A 15479-nucleotide genomic window follows, 5' to 3' on the forward strand; every position below is an offset into this window, starting at 1 on the left:
CACCGGCTCCGGCGGAACCCGCCCGGATTCAGCCGGCGAGCTTCACGTTCGTACCCGCCACCATGACCTCCACACCCTCGTCGGTCACCTGGATCTTCCGGAGCTCCAGACCGCTGGGCAGGCCGCCGACCTGCCGCTCGAAGTCGGTCTTCCGGCGCACCAGGTCCTCCAGCCCGGGGATTCCCCCGCCCGGCACCTTGTCCGCACGCACCCTGAGGGTCTGGCCGTCGACGAGGGTGACGGTGGAGAGCACGCTGCGCGAGAACGGGCGGCCGAGAACGTCGACGGTGCCGGTGACCTTCACCTTGCCGTTGCCGCCGTACTCGACGGCGACCCCGTCACCGGCGGTACTGGTCAGGTCGTCGTAGGAGATGACGGCCTTGCCGTCGGCGTCGGCGGCGGTGACACCGGAGAAGCCCTCCGTCAGTTTCACGTCGTGCAGCGCGGCACTCATCCGGCTGACCCGTATCCTGCGGCCGTTGCTGTCGGTCTGGATGCCGGTGATCTCGACATCGACCTCGTCGAACTGCGAGGCGAGGGCCTGGGTCAGGAACGGGAACCCGTTGATGGAGACGTCCGCGGACTCGACCGTCGCCCCGGGGATCCGGATCCGGTCCTCGGCCTCCGACTCTGCGAAGTACAGCAGCGTCCGGTCGAGGACGACGAAGATCCCGCCCAGCACCAGCACTATGACCAGCAATCCCCGCAGCGCCCGCATGACCGCTCATTCCCCCCTGCGTCCGGATCGACGGCGCCCGCGCTCCCCCGTGCGCACAGACCGTCCCGAATGATCGACGAGCGGGCACCCCCATCGGTTCCCCGGGGAGGTGCCCGCTCGTCGGAAGGCGGCGCCGATCGGCGCGGTGCCGGTGCCGGTGCGGGCACGCATTACGCGTTACGCGAGCATGCGGCCGATCAGGTAGACGGCGGGGGCTGCGGCGGTGAGCGGCAGCGCCACACCGGCCGTCATGTGGACGAACCGCGAGGGGTAGTCGTAGCTCGCCGCCCGCAGCCCGATCAGCGCGCATCCGCCCGCCGCCAGGCCGAGCAGCGCGCCGTGCGTGCCACCGGGACCGGCGAGCGCCCCGGCCGCCGCACCGGCACCCGCGCCCGCCAGCAGCGCCACCGCGACCGAGGCCGGCCCGGGCAGCGGGAGCGCGCGGACGAGCACGGCGGCCGCGACGGCCACCGTGCCGGCCGTCACCGCGTCCGGGACCGCCGCGAGGTGCCCCGCCGCCAGCACCGTCAGGGCGGCCGAGGCGGTGGTGGCCATCAGCCCGTACATCCGCTCGTCCGCGTCCGCGTGGCTGCGCAGCTGGAGGACCACGGTGAGCAGCACCCACACGCCGAGGGTGCCGAGAACGGCCGCCGGGGCGTTCTCGCGGCCCGCGGCGAGCAGGGCGACGTCGGCGACGATCCCGCCCGCGAACGCGAGCGCGATGCCCTGGCGCGCGGGCCACATGCCGTTCAGCCGGAACCATCCGGCCGCGGTCACGGCCTGCAGCAGGACCAGCGGTACGAGCAGGGCGTACGACCCGATCGCCGCGCCGAGGGCGAGCAGCAGCGCGAGCACGGCGGTGAGCCCCGCGGGCTGGATGCCCGGCGGGATGATCGGCGAGCGGCCCTCGGCGCGGGCGCGCTGGGCGTCGGTGACGCGGCTGTTGCCCAGGGTGCTGGGAGTGCCGTACCCGGAGGTGTCGAGTCCGGACGTGGTCGTGGCCGCGGAGCCGGTGGCGGCCGGCCCGTCGCCGTGCGCGGCTCCGGACACGGGCGCCGGGGCGACAGGCGCCTCGGGGGGCAGCGGGTGGGAGCCGGTGGCGCCCTGCGGCCCCGCCGAGTACGCGGAGTACGGCGGGAGATAGGCGGTCTCGGCGGCGGACGGCACGGACTCCCGCGCGGAGGTTTCCGGCTGGGCGGGCCCGTTGGGGCTGGTGGGCCCGGCAGGACCGGTGGTACCGGAATGACCAGCGGAGCCAGTGGGGCCGGTGGAGCTGGAAGGACCCTCGGGGGCAAAAGGCCCAGTGGACCCGGTGGGGCGGATGGCCGGCTGGTACTGGGTGTCCCAGGTCTGGCCCTCCCAGGTCTGCGTGACCGCGGGGTCGTACGGGACGTGCGGGTCCTGCGGACCGGGGGCCGGTGCGGCGAAGGGGACGGGCTCCTGCGTGTGCCCGGCCGCCGGTCCGGGCGTGTGCCCGGCCCCGGTCGGCCACGCGGCGCCGACGTGCGTCCCGGGGACCTGGCCCTGGTCGTACGGGGCGGCACCGTGGCCGGGCACCGGGGCGCCGTGGGACTGGTCCCCGTAGGGCCGGCCTCCGTAGGACTCGTTCGCCTGGGGCTGGTGGTTTGCCTGCGGCGGGAGCTGGGGCTGCGACTGCGGCTGGAGCCGGGGGTGCGGCTGGGCCACGCCTCCGTGGAGCTGGCCTCCGTAGGACTGACCGCCGTAGGGCCGGTCGTCGTAGGACTGACCGCCGTGGGGCTGGGGGGTCTGGCCGCCATCTGGCTGGGGTGCGTGGGCCCCGCCCCCGTAGACCTGGCCCCCGTACGGCTGGTCCCCGTACGACGGGCTCCCGTACGGCTGACCAGCATGCGGCTGGTCCCCGTACGGGCGGCCACCGTGCGCCTGGGGCGGGTACGGCTGCGCACCGGTGGACCCGTCGCCGTACGCGTACGGGTCCTGGGGCCGCGCGGCGTGCGGGGGCTGCTGCGGCTGCTGCCCGCCCGACGGCCCGTCGTACCCGTGCCCGTAACCCTGGTCCGGGGCCGGCCCGTACGGGTACTGCTGATCGTTGCTGCTCATGTTCTGGGGTTCACCCTCCTGCGAACGGTGGGAGCACCTCGACCGTGCCGCCCTCGGCAAGGCGTACGGTCTCATGACTCCGGCTCCCCACCGGTTCACCGTCGACGAGGAACGAGCACCTTCGCAGCACTCGGGTGAGCTCGCCGGGGTGCCGCTCGCGCACCGCGTCGAGGGCCTCGGCCAGGGTCGCGGCCGTGTACGGCTCCTCCGCGGTCCCGGCGGCGGCCTTGGCGGCGGCCCAGTAGCGGATCGTTCCCGCTGGCATGACGGCGGCTCCTCTCGTATCGCGTCAGCTGCCCATCATCGAGCACGCCGCCGTGGTCCAGTCACCGATCCGGGTGAGCAGGCTCTCGTCGGCGGCGTTCTCCGCGTGCCCCATGCCGGGTTCCAGCCACAGCTCGGCCCCGTCGCCCGCCGCCCCGGCGAGCATCCGGGGGTGGTCCAGCGGGAAGTACGGGTCCCGGTCGCCGTGCACGATCAGCAGCGGAACGGGGGCGATCAGTCCGGCGGCCTCGACCGGCGAGAGCGGTACCGGGTCCCAGTCGTCCCGGTCGATGCGGGTACCGAAGCCGTAGCGGCCGACCAGCCGGCCGGTGGGCCGGGTGACCAGCCAGTGCAGGCGGCGCATGGGAGCGGTGCCCCGGTAGTACCAGCGGGCGGGGGCGCTCACCGCCACCACGGCGTCCGCACGGGCCTCCGGATCCCCGAGAACCTCCGCGGGGACCTCCGTCCCCCCGGCCTCCCGGCCCGCCGCGTACAGCGCCCCGTGCCGCAGCACCACGGAACCGCCCATGGAGAACCCGACGGTCACCACCCGCCGGTGTCCCAGCGCCCGGGCCCACCGCACCGCGGCCGCCAGGTCCAGCACCTCGCGGTCCCCCACCGTCGACCGGCCACCGGACCCGCCGTGCCCCCGGAACGAGAACGTGACCACGGCCGCGTGCCGGCCCAGCACCCGGGCGGCACGCCGTACCGCGGGCCGGTCCAGTGAACCGGTGAAACCGTGGGCGATCACGATCGCCGTACCGACCGCGACACCGGCGGTGCCCGAGCCGTAGCCGTGGCCGTTCGTGAGGCCGCCGCCGTCCGTGACGCAGCCGCCTTCCGCGGCACCGCCGTGCCCGTCCACGACGCTCTCGTGTCCGTCCGTGACGCCGTCGCCCGCAGTACCGTCGAAGGATGATCCGGCGACGGTCCGTCCCGCCATCGCGCGCGGCTCGTACAGCGCCTCGATACGGACGCCGTCATCGGTCAGCAGCGAGGCACGCGAGGAACCGTCCGTACCACCGGACGGACCACCGGGCGTGAGCAAGGGAACAGGGGAACTCCGAAATCGTCCCTCGGGCGCAGAACTCATGTGGGCTATTCTGCTGGGAAGAGGATCCGGGCAGAGAAGCCCCCGGGTCCTTTTGCGCTTTCCAGGCGTTGTTACGGCGACGTTTCCACAAGCTCAGCGGCTCGGGGACGCGGGGCCGTACCCGCGTAACCGTGCAACCGTGCAAAGGGCCGCGCGAAAACGAACGAAGAAGTGCCGCATACTCCCCCGGGCCCGTCCCGGGAGTGCCCCTCTCGCAGGGAACGAGGAGGACCGACGTAATGGGCGAGCGAACCGTGCACCATCATCGACCGACGAACCGGGCAGGTGGGTGGCGATGAGTTCACTGCTGCTCCTGACGAACGCGCTTCAACCGTCGACGGAGGTGCTTCCCGCCCTCGGTCTCCTGCTGCACAGCGTGCGGGTGGCGCCCGCGGAGGGCCCCGCGCTCGTCGACACCCCCGGTGCCGACGTCATCCTGGTCGACGGCCGCCGCGATCTTCCGCAGGTGCGGTCGCTGTGCCAGCTGCTGCGGTCCACGGGGCCGGGCTGCCCGCTGGTCCTCGTCGTGACGGAGGGCGGTCTCGCGGCCGTCACCGCCGACTGGGGCATCGACGACGTACTGCTGGACACGGCCGGTCCCGCCGAGGTCGAGGCCCGACTGCGGCTGGCCACCGGCCGTCGGCAGATGGCCGGCGACGACTCCCCGATGGAGATCCGCAACGGCGACCTGTCGGTCGACGAGGCGACGTACAGCGCGAAGCTGAAGGGCCGGGTCCTCGACCTGACCTTCAAGGAATTCGAACTGCTCAAATATCTGGCCCAGCACCCCGGCCGTGTGTTCACCCGCGCCCAGCTCCTCCAGGAGGTCTGGGGCTACGACTACTTCGGCGGCACCCGTACGGTCGACGTCCACGTACGGCGGCTGCGCGCCAAGCTGGGCCCCGAGCACGAGTCGCTGATCGGCACCGTCCGCAACGTCGGCTACCGCTTCGTCGTCCCGGAGAAGGTGGAGCGCGCCGCGGAGGAGGCCAAGGCACAGGCCGCGGCTCCCGCCGGGACCCGGGCCGCGGCGGAGGTCAGGACACCGGCCGCGACCGGCTCCGCGCCCCGTTCGGAGCAGCCGACGAGGGCCGGTGCCTCGGAATGAGCCGAGGTACGGCCTGCCTTCCGGAGGGTCGATCCGCGTAGACTGCCGCGCGTGGCCAAGGTGACGCGGGACGATGTGGCGAGACTGGCGGGTACGTCGACCGCGGTGGTCAGCTATGTCATCAACAACGGACCGAGGCCGGTCGCCCCGGCCACGCGCGAGCGGGTGCTCGCCGCGATCAAGGAGCTGGGCTACCGGCCCGACCGGGTCGCCCAGGCAATGGCCTCGCGGCGGACCGACCTCATAGGGATGATCGTGCCGGACGCCCGGCAGCCGTTCTTCGCGGAAATGGCGCACGCGGTCGAACAGGCCGCCGCCGAGCGCGGGAAAATGGTGCTGGTCGGCAATTCCGACTACCGCGACGAGCGCGAGGTGCATTATCTCCGCGCGTTCCTCGGAATGCGGGTCTCGGGGCTGATCCTGGTCAGCCAGGGCCCCAGCGAACGGGCGGCGGCCGAGATCGAGGCGTGGGACGCGCGGGTGGTGCTGCTGCACGAACGCCCGGAGGCGATCGAGGACGTCGCGGTCGTCACGGACGACGTCGGCGGTGCCCAGCTCGCCACCCGCCACCTGCTGGAGCACGGCAACGAGTACGTGGCGTGCTTCGGCGGCGTGGAGTCGACCCCGGTGGTCGGTGACCCGGTCGCCGACCACATCGAGGGCTGGCGCCGCGCGATGCAGGAGTCGGGCCGCTCGACGGAGGGCCGCCTCTTCCAGGCCCCGTACAACCGTTACGACGCCTATCAGGTGGCGCTGAAGCTGCTCGCGGGCCCGGACAGGCCGCCCGCGATCTTCTGCTCGACGGACGACCAGGCCATCGGCGTGCTGCGGGCCGCGCGCGAACTGCGGATCGACGTGCCCGGGGAGCTCGCGGTCGCGGGCTTCGACGACGTGAAGGAGGCCGGGCTCACCGACCCGCCGCTGACCACGGTCCACTCGGACCGCCCGGCGATGGCGCGGGCCGCCGTGGACCTGGTGCTCGACGACTCGTTGCGGGTGTCGGGGTCGCGGCGGGAACGGCTGAAGCAGTTCCCCTCGGCACTGGTGGTCCGGCGCTCGTGCGGCTGCGGGGAGCCCGGCACCGCGGTGTGACGGTACCGTCGGCGCGCGGACCCCGGACCGTCCGTCGGGGCCCGGGACGCGCCGGATGCACCGGGCGCAGCCCGGGGGTGTCGGCCGCGGCCCTTTCGGCTTTACGACCTCGTTCACGATTGTCAGCGGCGTCGCGGTGTCTGGGACCTCCGCCTCCGGCGTTGTCGTCAGTCACCGACGCTCCTTCCCCGAGCTCTCAGCTGCTTTCGAGCAGGGGAGACCCCATCCGACTCCCTCCTCCGCCTTGGATTCGAAGGCCCCAGACGCCGCTCCTTCCCCCACTGCCAATCGTGGACGAGGTCGTTATATCGGGCATACGAGGTTCTGCCGGGCTTCTCAGGGCGCGCTCAGGCTGCTCTCATGTTCGGCCCCGACGCTTTAGGACATGACAGAGAGCCAGCGCCCGAGCGGCGAGTACCCGATGTACCCCTCGTACGGCGACGGTGACGCGTCGTACCCGCCACCGCCGTCCTACTCCCCCGCGCCCCCCGCCGAGCCGGCCGAGCCCCGGCGCCGGGCCAGGCGTCCGGTGGCCCTCCTCGCGGCCGTGGCGATCGTGGCGGCGGCCGTGGGCGGTGGCACCGCCACCGCCATCGGACAGCTGACCCGGAACGACGCGACCGGCACCGGCGCCGGAAGCGTCATCCCCGGCACCACGGTCTCGCAGAGCAGCAAGGGCACCGTCACCGGTGTCGCCAAGGCCGTCTCACCGATGATCGTCGAGATCAACGCGACCTCGAACGCGGGCCAGTCCACCGGCTCCGGGGTGGTCATCACGTCCGACGGCGAGGTCGTCACGAACAACCACGTCATCTCCGGCGCCTCGTCGATCAAGGTGACGCTCAGCACCGGCCGCTCGTACACCGCGCATGTCGTCGGCACCGACCCCGACAAGGACCTCGCTCTCCTCAAGCTCCAGGGCGCGAGCGGCCTCAAGACGGCCACGCTGGGCGACTCCTCGACGGTCGCGGTCGGCGACCAGGTCGTCGCGATCGGCTCTCCGGAGGGCCTCACCGGCACCGTCACCAGCGGCATCGTCTCCGCGCTCGACCGCGATGTCACGGTCGCCAAGGACGACGGCGGCGGCAGCGGCCAGGACCAGGGCTGGAGCGGGCCGGGCGGCGGGCAGTGGCCGTTCGAGTTCGGCGGCCGGCAGTTCAACGGGGACACCGGCGACTCCACCACCACGTACAAGGCCATCCAGACCGACGCCTCGCTCAACCCCGGCAACTCCGGCGGCGCGCTCATCAACATGAACGGCGAGATCATCGGCATCAACTCCGCGATGTACTCAGCGAGTTCGACAGGCGGATCGAGCAGCGCCGACGCGGGCAGCGTGGGCCTCGGCTTCGCCATCCCGGTGAACACGCTCAAGGCCGACCTCGCCACCCTGCGGGCCGGCAACGGTTCCTGAGGAGACAGCCATGCAACACCCCACCCACACCCTCACCGGCCCGGCCGACCTGGCCCTGCCGCTCGCTCTCGTCACAGAGCTTGCCGCGGATTCCATCGAGGGTTCCGCCGCGGATTACGCCGCCGAGCCGGACGCGCACCGGGCCTCCGGGCCCCGGCGCGCCCCGGAGGTCCGTTCCGCCGCGGGCCGCAGGAGCCGGGCCGCGCGACGACGCGCCAAGGCCGTGCGAGGCTGAGAGGAGCCAGGACCGCACGGAACGAAAAGAGGACAACGAGCGATGAGCCCCGCCGAGGACGATCCGCAGCGCATCCTGGTCGTCGACGACGAGCCCGCCGTACGCGAAGCGCTGCAACGCAGCCTCGCGTTCGAGGGGTACGGCACCGAGGTCGCCGTCGACGGTGTCGACGCCCTCGCCAGGGCCGAGTCGTACGCCCCCGACCTCATCGTCCTCGACATCCAGATGCCCCGGATGGACGGCCTGACGGCGGCCCGCAGGCTCCGTTCCGCCGGGACCACCACCCCCATCCTGATGCTCACCGCCCGCGACACCGTCGGCGACCGGGTCACCGGCCTCGACGCGGGTGCCGACGACTACCTGGTCAAGCCCTTCGAGCTGGACGAGCTCCTCGCCCGCATCCGGGCCCTGCTGCGCCGCAGCTCGTACGCCACCGCGGCGACCGGCGGCGGCACCGACGAGAACGTGCTGGCCTTCGCCGACCTGCGGATGGACCTCGCCACCCGCGAGGTCACCCGGGGCACCCGCCGGGTCGAGCTGACCCGCACCGAGTTCACCCTGCTGGAGATGTTCCTCGCGCATCCGCGCCAGGTGCTCACCCGCGAGCAGATCCTCAAGGCGGTGTGGGGTTTCGACTTCGAACCCAGCTCCAACTCCCTGGACGTGTACGTGATGTACCTGCGCCGCAAGACCGAGGCGGGCGGCGAACCGCGGCTCGTGCACACGGTGCGGGGGGTCGGTTACGCGCTCCGCACCGGCGGCGGTGACGGATGACCGGGGCGCCGACGGGCGGGACACTGGCGGGCGGGTCGCCGACGGCCGGGGCACGGACGACCGGGGCACGGACAGCCGGGTTCCTGCGCCGGCTCCGCACCCGGCCACTGCGCACCCGGCTCGCGCTGCTGGTGGCGACGGCGGTCGCGTTCGCGGTGGCGGCGGTGGCGGCGGCGTGCTGGTTCGTGACCCGGGAGCAGCTGGAGAACCAGCTGGACTCCTCGTTGCGCAGCTCCGAGATCGACACGAGGTATCTGTCGGACCTGTACGCGTACTGCCGGGGCACGACCCCGCTGCCGCCCCGGCCGTTCACCGGGAAGTACACCGTCCAGCTCATCGACTCCCAGGGCACGGTGTGCAACGCCCCCGACGTGTCCCCGCTCCCGGTGACCCGGGCGGACATGGCGGTCGTCGACCAGGACCGGGCCGACGCCCTGCACTCGGCCACGGCCGCGAACGGCACAAGGATGCGGGTCTACACCCACCCGCTGGTGCAGATCACCCAGATCCCGGGCGGGGCGACGGGCCGCATCGCGGTGTCCGTCGCGCGCCCGATGAGCGAGATCAACGACCCGCTGTCCACCCTGGCGTGGGTGCTGCTGGTCGTCTCCGGCATCGGCGTCTTCGGCGCGGGGGCGGCCGGTCTCTGGGTCGCCCGCACCGGGCTGCGGCCCGTGGACGAACTCACCGAGGCGGTCGAGCACGTCGCCCGCACCGAGGACCTCACCGTCCGCATCCCGGCGGAGGGCGAGGACGAGATCGCGCGGCTGTCCCGCTCGTTCAACTCCATGACCGCCTCCCTGGCCAGTTCGCGGGACCGCCAGGCACAGCTGATCGCGGACGCCGGGCACGAGCTGCGGACCCCGCTGACCTCGCTGCGTACCAACATCGAACTCCTCGCCCGCAGCGACGAGACCGGCCGGGCCATCCCGCCGGACGACCGCAAGGCGCTGATGACGTCGGTGAAGGCGCAGATGAAGGAGCTGGCGTCGCTCATCGGCGACCTCCAGGAACTGGCCCGCCCCGACGCGGCGACACCCGGCCCGCTCCAGGTCGTCGCCCTGCACGACATCGCGGACACGGCCCTGGAACGCGCCCGGCTGCGCGGCCCCGAGCTGACCATCCGGGCCGACCTGACCCCGTGGTACGTCCGGGCCGAACCGGCCGCGCTGGAGCGCGCGGTGGTCAACGTCCTGGACAACGCGGTCAAGTTCAGCCCGCCGCGCGGCACGATCGAGGTCGCCCTGCGGGACGGCGAACTGACGGTACGGGACCACGGCCCCGGCATCCCCGCCGAGGAGCTGCCGCACGTCTTCGAACGCTTCTGGCGCTCCCCGTCCGCCCGCCAGCTCCCCGGCTCCGGCCTCGGCCTGTCCATCGTCGCCCGCACGATCCAGCAGGCGGGCGGAACAGTCTCCCTGCGCCCGGCGCCGGACGAGGACGAAGGAAGCGGCACGATCGCGTCGATCCGACTGCCAGGAGCCCCGCAACCGCCGCCGGGGCAGTGAACGGGGGCGGGGGCCGGCTCACCCGCACGGACCGGAACGGCGTGCGGTCGCCCCGGGACCGCTCGGGGAACCGCACGCCGAAAATCGGACCCTGACAGGAGCAGGCCCCGGAACCCCGCCGCGGAAGGGCCTCGTCTTCCTCGGCGTGATCCCTCCCCGCTTCCTCCCTCCGACCCGGTCCGCGGCATCGGACACCCACGCCCCCACCGCACTACCCCCGCCGACGACGCCGCCGACCGCCGCACCCCGACCGCTCCAGCCCTGTATAGGGCGCCCGCAGGCCGGACGGCACGTGCTCACGACGCGGGAGCTGGTCGGGACGTTGCCGGCCAGCGACGCTAGTGCCGGTCACGGCACTAGCGCCGTGACCGGCACTAGATACGCACTCGTAAACATTTCCCAAACCGCCGCCGTGGCGTCACTGCTTCATAAAGGTTCGGTCGACGCACCGTCCTCGGCGAGCCCGTACACCGTGACGGCACGGCGCCGACCACAACACCCGTCACATGGAGTTCACTGGAACAGGCGACGGCCGCACACACCACCGAAGATCTCCGCCTGTCAACAACACCATGTCCGCCCGACGTTGTCGCATGACGCGACCGAAAACCGCTCCTTCCCGCACCCCGCCGGGACCGGGGTTACGAGTTTGCTCCAAGCGTTGCCCCACCGCGAGGTAGTGTCCTCGGCCGAGCCCGGATTCGCAGAAACAAACGGGGAGGGACCGCGCATGGCGTGGGACGAGTGGGAGCAGATCAAAGCCGACGTGACCGGTCGGCAATCCGTGGCGATGCGCCTGAACCAGGCCCCGGCCGAGCCGGGCTTCTTGGCCGACGGCGCCGCGACCGGCACACTGAAGTCCAGCAGGAAGGCGTGGGCCACGGCCGGCGAAGGGATCGGTTCCTTACGCGGGAACATCAGCACCGCGCTGACGCAACTGGAGGACGGTCAGGCCGGACTCGGCGAGGTGACGGGTTGCCTGAGCGCGGCGGCACAGAAGGACGTGTACAACTCCTGGAAGAAGTACGCCAGAAGTGTCGGCGAACGGTGCGGCACCCTCCAGAAGCTCCTGGAGCAGGCGGGCAACGACCAGTTGGCGACTGACGAAGCGGTCAAGGGCGAACTCGACAGGCTGAAACAGAAGTACGCGGACACGGACGCCGTCGGCGGCCAGGACAAGGGCCGGTGACGGCGGCATGGACTTCAGCGCGCTCAAGGCCCTCAAGCCGTCCGAGTTCGAGGAGGCCGCCGACGGGTACCACGCCATGAGCCAGATGGCGCAGGCGGCCAAGGACCATATCGAGAACACGGTCGCCGCAGGGATGCGCAAGTCCTTGCGAGGTGAGGCGGCGCAGGCGTCACAGACGCAGCTCCAAGCCCTGGCAGAGAATCTCCACTACGTGCAGACCGAATGCGGCGTGGTCGGCACGGCCCTCAATGGGTTCGCCTTCGACATGACGGCAGCGAAACGGAAGCTGGGCGCAGCGCTCGCTGACGCCGTGGCCGACGGCTGCAAGGTGAACGCGGACGGCTCGGTCACGTATCCGGCGGGCAGAAAGCCCGGCGAGGAGAAGACGGCCGAAGGCGGCACGGTGACCGGGCAGGGCGGAGGCACCAGCACGTCCGACGCCATGGAACGCCAAGCGGTGGACATCCACCCGAACCCCAACTACGGCAAGGCCGTCGAGTACGCGAACCGGATCGCCGACGCGCTGAAGGAAGCCACGGAAGCCGACGCGAAATGGGCTCCGAAACTGCGCGCGCTGAAGGCCGACGACGATCTGACCGTGTCCGCACGCGACTGGGCGGACGTCACGTCGGACACGAGCGGCGTACGCACGGCGGCCGACGCCTACCTCGACACGATCAAGCCGCCGCCGAAGAACGATTGGCCCCAGGACAACGCCAACTGGTGGAAGGGCCTCTCCGAGGAACAGCGCGCCGCCTACGTATCCCTGCATCCCGCGAGCATCGGAGCGCTCGACGGCCTGCCGTCCGACGTGCGCGACGACGCGAACCGTCTGGTGCTCGCGGAACAGCGCGCCGCCAAGCAGGTGGAGTACGACTCCTGGCTCAAGAGGGAGCCCGAACACTACCGGCCCTTCGTCGACCCCGAAACGGGTCTTGAGGTGCCGGGCGCGAGGGTCCCGAGCGAGGAATGGAAGGAGTGGAGCGAGAAGAAGCAGCAGCTCGAAAACGGCTTCAAGGGCATGGACGCCATCCAGAGACGCTTCGACAGCTACACGAGCGAGAGCAATCGGCCCTATCTGCTCGGATTCGACGGCAACGACATGGGGCGTGCCATCGTCTCCATCGGCAATCCGGACACCGCCGACAACGTGGTGACGTACGTACCGGGGACGTTCGCCAAGCTGGAGTCCATCGACGGGGACATCAGCAGGGCCCAGCTTCTCCAGGCGCAGGCGGAAGCCACCGACGGCTCCCGAGGGACAGCCTCGATCGTGTGGCTGGGGTACGACGCCCCGCAGGGCATCACGACCGAAGCGACGGAGACCAAGTGGGCCGACAAGGCGGAAGTGCCGCTGGGCCACTTCGTGCAGGGCATCGAGGAAGCCAATCATCACGATGTGAACCAGACGCTCCTGGGCCACAGCTACGGGTCCCTGGTGGCCGGCCAGACCATGAGCACGCATCTGGACCTGCCGGTCGACAACGCGATCATGGTGGGCAGCCCGGGCGTGGGTGTGGATCACGCGAAGGACCTGAACATCCCGCCGGACCGTGTTTTCGCGGCGACGGCCAAGAACGACCTGATCAACCTCGCCCCGCCACCAGCGGGCCCCCTCGCTCCCCTCAACCCGAAGGCGTATATGAGGCTTTTCGACGACCACTCGATCGTCCACGGGACCGACCCGGTCTCCGACGACTTCGGCGGCACGGTCTTCGATGTCCCTGGCGGGAAGTTCCCGGGCTCGGGCGGCGAAATGATGCCCGCACACTCCCAGTACTGGGACAAGAAACCCCTTAACAGCCTGGCGAAGATCGTCACCGGAGGACAGCCGTGAATCCACGGAAAGCAATCCCGGCTGCTGTGCTACTGGCCATGATGGTCACGGTGACCGCGTGTGGGACACAGGAAGACGACGGAGACGCACCGAAGCAGATCACGATGAATGAGCAGCAAGCGATCGACCGGGCAGAAGAAATCATTCGCCAGGCGGTGGACGGCATGTCGCCCAAACCGGTACTGGAACGCACCGGACCCGAGGCCGTTGGCCCTTGCATCGCCAGGGATGACCACGGCCCCGACGACCGACTGCAAGTCACCCTCTTCTACAAGCTGACCGGGGTTCCGGGGGCGGAGGCCAAGAACCTTGTGCTGCAAGCACGGGATGCCTGGCTGAAGCAGGGCTACGAGTACGACTCATCAGATAAAGAGGACATGTCCGGCCCCTACCCCTGGGTCAGCATGCGCACGGAACTCAATGATTTCTGGATGGAAGGCATCACAGGGATCTTGGACCGCGCCAAGGGCGAAGGCATCGCTACCCTCAAGGTGAGGTCAGCCTGCTTCCTCCCGCCCGGAAAGTCATCAAGCGCCGCCACGGCCGACCCCGCCGCACTGAAAGCCCCGCAGGCCGACGATCCCACCAGCAGCCGTGTCCTCGGCCACTCCAGCCGGATCTACGACGCCTTGCAGGTAGCGTCGGCTCCCACACAGCCCGGGGAAGGTCTCAGGACCGTCCGGGACGAGTCCGGCGCATCGGTCCACCACACGTGGTCGACCCAGCCGCTGCCCGAGGCCGAGATCGCCAAGGTCCTGGAACGCGCTCAGGACTACCTCCAGCGCACGGGCTGGCACATGCGCCACCTACCGACGGCGGCGGGCTCCCCTGCCCTGGTCGCGCTTCACACCGAAGAGGGAACGATCGCACAGCTCGCCCCCTCGGCCACCGGAGCCGTGCGTGTTGCGGTGACAACGCCCATCTCCGGTCCGACGTCCACGGACGTCTAGGCTCGAAGTCCGGAGGCGAGGTCAGCAGCCGGCCGGCTCGCCCCCGACGCCTTCGCCACCACCGGCGCGCAGAGGGACTCTGCGCGCCGGTGGCTGCGGACCCCAGCCCCCGAACCGCGGTCCCCGGACCGCTGGCCCCGGACCGCGGCCCGTCACCCTTGCGCCTGAGCCTCCCGCGCGCGATCACACATGATCCGCATGAGTTGCTCCGCCTGTTGCTCGGAGCCGGCCTCGTCGCGGATCGGCCCGTAGTGCATCTCGATGACGACGTTCCCGACCCGTGCCCTCGACATCAGGTGTTGACCCACCTGACTGGGGTCCGCCATGTACTCGTCCTCGACCGCGTACGCGGCCGTCGCGCTCTCGTCGCCGAACTTCCGCGCCGGGAAGGGGCGCTCATTCCGGCTTCCCGGGTTTGTCGACGACTTCACGAGCGAGGTGTAGCCCTCGGCCGCGAGCGCGGTGCTCTCGCAGGCATACGCCAGGAACCGCACCTTCAGGTCCAGCGTGCGGGAGCCCTCCACCGCCTCGTACTCGGCCGCACCCTGGTGGCACTTCGTTTCTCCGCTCGCCTCCGCTCCCGGTGGTCTGGAGGTCCCCCAGGTTCCGGGCAGGTCCGTCAGGCCCGGCATCATCTGCTCGGTCTCGGCCACGCTCAACGCCCGCGCCTTCACACCGCTCCTGCCACCACCGTCCCCCGGTGATCCGTCGCCGACGAGCCGCACACCTCCGTAGACGATGAGGGCGACGGCGACCAGGAGAGCAGCCGCCAGAACCAGCAGCCCACCCGTCGTGTTCGGCTTGTTGATGGTGATCGGCCCGACCGAGATCTGACTGCCGCGAACCTTGCCGCCGTTGATCACGACGCTGCCGGTCGCGTGACTTGCCGACGCATTCAGATGGACCGCCAGAGTGCCCTGGAGAGCCGGGTCCGCCCGGACCTCTTCGCGGAGCACCGCCTCCGCCTCCCTGCGCGCCCCGGCGTCGTCCGGCGCGGTCTCCAACCCGGCCAGGGCCGCCCGTCCCCGCGGCGTCGTACCCATCCGCTCCCTCACGGCCCGTACCACCGCGGACACGGTCTCCTGCCCGAGGTTTGTCGCCGCCCCCGTCAACGCCGCGGCCAGCACCCCCACAGCCACCGCAGCAAGATCAGTCTCCACGAGCCCCCCTGTATGACATGCCAATCCGGAGCCGTGTTGTTCCCCCACCCGACGCGGA

At 71.3% G+C, this 15479-nt stretch carries 14 protein-coding genes; 9 read left to right on the top strand and 5 right to left on the bottom strand.

Going from position 1 to position 15479, the window contains the following annotated elements; all coding sequences use genetic code 11:
- Positions 1 to 28: 28 nt before the first annotated feature.
- The 4 genes from ACFYY6_RS26460 to ACFYY6_RS26475 all read right to left on the bottom strand — a co-directional run bounded on the left by ACFYY6_RS26460 (position 29) and on the right by ACFYY6_RS26475 (position 4154).
- Positions 29 to 718, bottom strand: a complete 690-nt coding sequence (locus tag ACFYY6_RS26460) for a DUF2993 domain-containing protein (RefSeq protein WP_351628375.1) — start codon at positions 716 to 718, stop codon at positions 29 to 31.
- Between the two features lie 177 nt (positions 719 to 895).
- Positions 896 to 2275: a hypothetical protein gene (locus ACFYY6_RS26465; protein ID WP_389195519.1), complete on the bottom strand. Its 1380-nt coding sequence runs from the start codon at positions 2273 to 2275 to the stop codon at positions 896 to 898.
- A gap of 532 nt (positions 2276 to 2807) precedes the next feature.
- Positions 2808 to 3062: a MoaD/ThiS family protein gene (locus tag ACFYY6_RS26470; protein WP_351520952.1), complete on the bottom strand. Its 255-nt coding sequence runs from the start codon at positions 3060 to 3062 to the stop codon at positions 2808 to 2810.
- A 24-nt stretch (positions 3063 to 3086) separates the two neighbouring features.
- The gene (locus ACFYY6_RS26475) at positions 3087 to 4154 is read right to left on the bottom strand and encodes an alpha/beta hydrolase family protein (protein WP_389195462.1); all 1068 of its coding nucleotides are present in this window, start codon (positions 4152 to 4154) and stop codon (positions 3087 to 3089) included.
- A gap of 295 nt (positions 4155 to 4449) precedes the next feature.
- Between ACFYY6_RS26475 and ACFYY6_RS26480 the strand changes: the two genes are divergently transcribed.
- The 9 genes from ACFYY6_RS26480 to ACFYY6_RS26520 all read left to right on the top strand — a co-directional run bounded on the left by ACFYY6_RS26480 (position 4450) and on the right by ACFYY6_RS26520 (position 14261).
- On the top strand, positions 4450 to 5262 hold the full coding sequence (locus ACFYY6_RS26480; protein ID WP_351520951.1) for a response regulator transcription factor: 813 nt from the start codon (positions 4450 to 4452) through the stop codon (positions 5260 to 5262).
- A 51-nt stretch (positions 5263 to 5313) separates the two neighbouring features.
- Positions 5314 to 6354, top strand: coding sequence for a LacI family DNA-binding transcriptional regulator (locus ACFYY6_RS26485; RefSeq protein WP_351520949.1), 1041 nt, complete (start codon positions 5314 to 5316; stop codon positions 6352 to 6354).
- A 385-nt stretch (positions 6355 to 6739) separates the two neighbouring features.
- On the top strand, positions 6740 to 7768 hold the full coding sequence (locus ACFYY6_RS26490; protein ID WP_389195465.1) for a S1C family serine protease: 1029 nt from the start codon (positions 6740 to 6742) through the stop codon (positions 7766 to 7768).
- A gap of 10 nt (positions 7769 to 7778) precedes the next feature.
- Positions 7779 to 8003: a hypothetical protein gene (locus tag ACFYY6_RS26495; protein ID WP_351520947.1), complete on the top strand. Its 225-nt coding sequence runs from the start codon at positions 7779 to 7781 to the stop codon at positions 8001 to 8003.
- Positions 8004 to 8045: 42 nt separating this feature from the next.
- Positions 8046 to 8777, top strand: coding sequence for a response regulator transcription factor (locus ACFYY6_RS26500; protein ID WP_351520946.1), 732 nt, complete (start codon positions 8046 to 8048; stop codon positions 8775 to 8777).
- On the top strand, positions 8774 to 10285 hold the full coding sequence (locus ACFYY6_RS26505; protein ID WP_351628360.1) for a HAMP domain-containing sensor histidine kinase: 1512 nt from the start codon (positions 8774 to 8776) through the stop codon (positions 10283 to 10285). The genes ACFYY6_RS26500 and ACFYY6_RS26505 overlap by 4 nt, the downstream gene beginning before the upstream one ends.
- 730 nt (positions 10286 to 11015) lie before the next feature.
- Positions 11016 to 11474 carry a hypothetical protein gene (locus ACFYY6_RS26510; RefSeq protein ID WP_351520943.1) on the top strand — a complete coding sequence of 153 codons (459 nt, stop codon included), beginning with the start codon at positions 11016 to 11018 and terminating at the stop codon, positions 11472 to 11474.
- A gap of 7 nt (positions 11475 to 11481) precedes the next feature.
- Entirely contained in the window at positions 11482 to 13311 is a 1830-nt protein-coding gene (locus ACFYY6_RS26515) for an alpha/beta hydrolase (RefSeq protein WP_389195470.1), read from the top strand.
- A gap of 38 nt (positions 13312 to 13349) precedes the next feature.
- Positions 13350 to 14261 carry a hypothetical protein gene (locus ACFYY6_RS26520; RefSeq protein WP_386608890.1) on the top strand — a complete coding sequence of 304 codons (912 nt, stop codon included), beginning with the start codon at positions 13350 to 13352 and terminating at the stop codon, positions 14259 to 14261.
- Between the two features lie 152 nt (positions 14262 to 14413).
- Here ACFYY6_RS26520 and ACFYY6_RS26525 read toward each other — a convergent pair whose 3' ends face one another.
- Positions 14414 to 15421, bottom strand: coding sequence for a hypothetical protein (locus ACFYY6_RS26525; RefSeq protein WP_351526063.1), 1008 nt, complete (start codon positions 15419 to 15421; stop codon positions 14414 to 14416).
- Between the last annotated feature and the right edge of the window lie 58 nt (positions 15422 to 15479).

Source organism: Streptomyces sp. NPDC001750 (assembly GCF_042892615.1).
Lineage (GTDB): Bacteria > Actinomycetota > Actinomycetes > Streptomycetales > Streptomycetaceae > Streptomyces.

Excerpts from the sequence above, each read along its gene's own strand:
- ACFYY6_RS26470 (WP_351520952.1), bottom strand. The coding sequence starts at position 3,062 with ATGCCAGCGGGAACGATCCGCTACTGGGCCGCCGCCAAGGCCGCCGCC.
- ACFYY6_RS26505 (WP_351628360.1), top strand. The coding sequence starts at position 8,774 with ATGACCGGGGCGCCGACGGGCGGGACACTGGCGGGCGGGTCGCCGACG.
- ACFYY6_RS26460 (WP_351628375.1), bottom strand. The coding sequence starts at position 718 with ATGCGGGCGCTGCGGGGATTGCTGGTCATAGTGCTGGTGCTGGGCGGG.
- ACFYY6_RS26475 (WP_389195462.1), bottom strand. The coding sequence starts at position 4,154 with ATGAGTTCTGCGCCCGAGGGACGATTTCGGAGTTCCCCTGTTCCCTTG.
- ACFYY6_RS26510 (WP_351520943.1), top strand. The coding sequence starts at position 11,016 with ATGGCGTGGGACGAGTGGGAGCAGATCAAAGCCGACGTGACCGGTCGG.
- ACFYY6_RS26520 (WP_386608890.1), top strand. The coding sequence starts at position 13,350 with ATGATGGTCACGGTGACCGCGTGTGGGACACAGGAAGACGACGGAGAC.
- ACFYY6_RS26495 (WP_351520947.1), top strand. The coding sequence starts at position 7,779 with ATGCAACACCCCACCCACACCCTCACCGGCCCGGCCGACCTGGCCCTG.
- ACFYY6_RS26480 (WP_351520951.1), top strand. The coding sequence starts at position 4,450 with ATGAGTTCACTGCTGCTCCTGACGAACGCGCTTCAACCGTCGACGGAG.
- ACFYY6_RS26515 (WP_389195470.1), top strand. The coding sequence starts at position 11,482 with ATGGACTTCAGCGCGCTCAAGGCCCTCAAGCCGTCCGAGTTCGAGGAG.
- ACFYY6_RS26500 (WP_351520946.1), top strand. The coding sequence starts at position 8,046 with ATGAGCCCCGCCGAGGACGATCCGCAGCGCATCCTGGTCGTCGACGAC.
- ACFYY6_RS26490 (WP_389195465.1), top strand. The coding sequence starts at position 6,740 with ATGACAGAGAGCCAGCGCCCGAGCGGCGAGTACCCGATGTACCCCTCG.